The 1,328-nt window shown below is 75.5% G+C and carries 1 protein-coding gene; it reads left to right on the top strand.

All coding sequences use genetic code 11. The features are described from left to right. Positions 1-1,328, top strand: a 1,328-nt coding sequence (locus FV230_RS28355; RefSeq protein WP_147844725.1) for a glycosyltransferase, incomplete at both ends; no start/stop codon positions are given.

Raw genomic sequence — 1,328 nt, forward strand, 5'->3', positions numbered from 1 at the left:
CCGTCGCTCCCCTCTCCCCCCCTGCTGCGCAGGGTACCCTCCCCCGCCAAGGGGGGAGGGAAGAGTGGTGCCGCTTCCCTCTCGATCGCCTCGCTCACCGGCACGGGGCATGCCGGCGGTGCCGGGATCGCGCATCGGCGCATCGGCGAGGCGCTGCGGCTCGCCGGGCACCGCGTCGCGGAGTTCGTGCTCGCGGACGAATCGCCGCCCGCCGCGGCGGAATGGACCGATGCGTTTCCCGTCGCCGAAGCCGCGATCCACGCCGGCGACCACGACCTCGTGCTCGCCGGAAACCTGCACGGCGCCACCCGAAGCCTCGCCGTCGCCGGGCGCCTCGCTGCCGAGCGGCCCGTCGCGCTCGTCCTGCACGACCTGTTCCCGCTGACCGGCCGCTGCGCCCACCCCCGCGGCTGTGCCCGGATCGAGACCGTCGGCTGCGACGCCGCCTGCCCGACGCCGGACGAGTATCCGCAGCTCGGCCGGCATCGCATCGCCGGTGCGCAGGCCGGCAAGCGTGCGGTGCTCGCCCGGCGGGACGGTCCGATCCTGCTCGCCAACTCGGCCTGGACGGCGTCGCGCGCCCTGGCGCTCGCGCCGCCGGGCGCCGTGGTCGCGCCCCTGGCGCTGGCCTTTCCGACGAGCGTCTTCCGGCCCTGCGATCGTTCGGCCCTGCGCCGCAGACTCGGGCTTCCCGCCGACGACCTGCTGATCCTGGTCTCGGCGGTGGTGCTCGACGGTCCGGACAAGAACGTCGGCGATCTCGCCGACGCCCTGCGCCGCGTCGCCGGTCCCGGCGTCGGCTTCGTCGCGATCGGCCGGCTCGACCATCCCGCGCGCCTCGCCCTGCCGAACCTGTTCGCGCCCGGGCTGATCGCCGACGAGTCGCACTTGGCCGCCTGGTACGGCGCCTGCGACCTGCACGTCACGGCGAGCCGGCTCGAGACGCTGGGGCAGACGCCGATCGAGGCCGGCCTGTGCGGAACGCCGACGCTGGCCTATCGCACCGCCGGCCTGACCAGCTCGGTGATCGACGGCATCTCCGGGCGGCTCGTCCCGGTCGAGCCCGGCGCACTGGGCGATGCCCTCGTCGAGCTCGTCGCCGATCGCCAGGCGCTCGCCCGGCTCGGCGCCTTCGCACGGATCACCTTGGAAAGCCGGTTCAGCCCGGCTTCCTGCGCGATCTCGCTCGACCGGGTGTTTCGCGAGCGCGGCCTGCTGCCGCCGGACGGGGGCCGCCTGCGCTTCGCGCCGGCGCTGCTCGGCCATTTCCCGTTCGCCGCGATCCCGGCTGCGGCCGCCACCGGCCTCGTCGCCGCGCCGTCCAACCC

Source organism: Methylobacterium sp. WL6 (assembly GCF_008040095.1).
GTDB lineage: Bacteria > Pseudomonadota > Alphaproteobacteria > Rhizobiales > Beijerinckiaceae > Methylobacterium.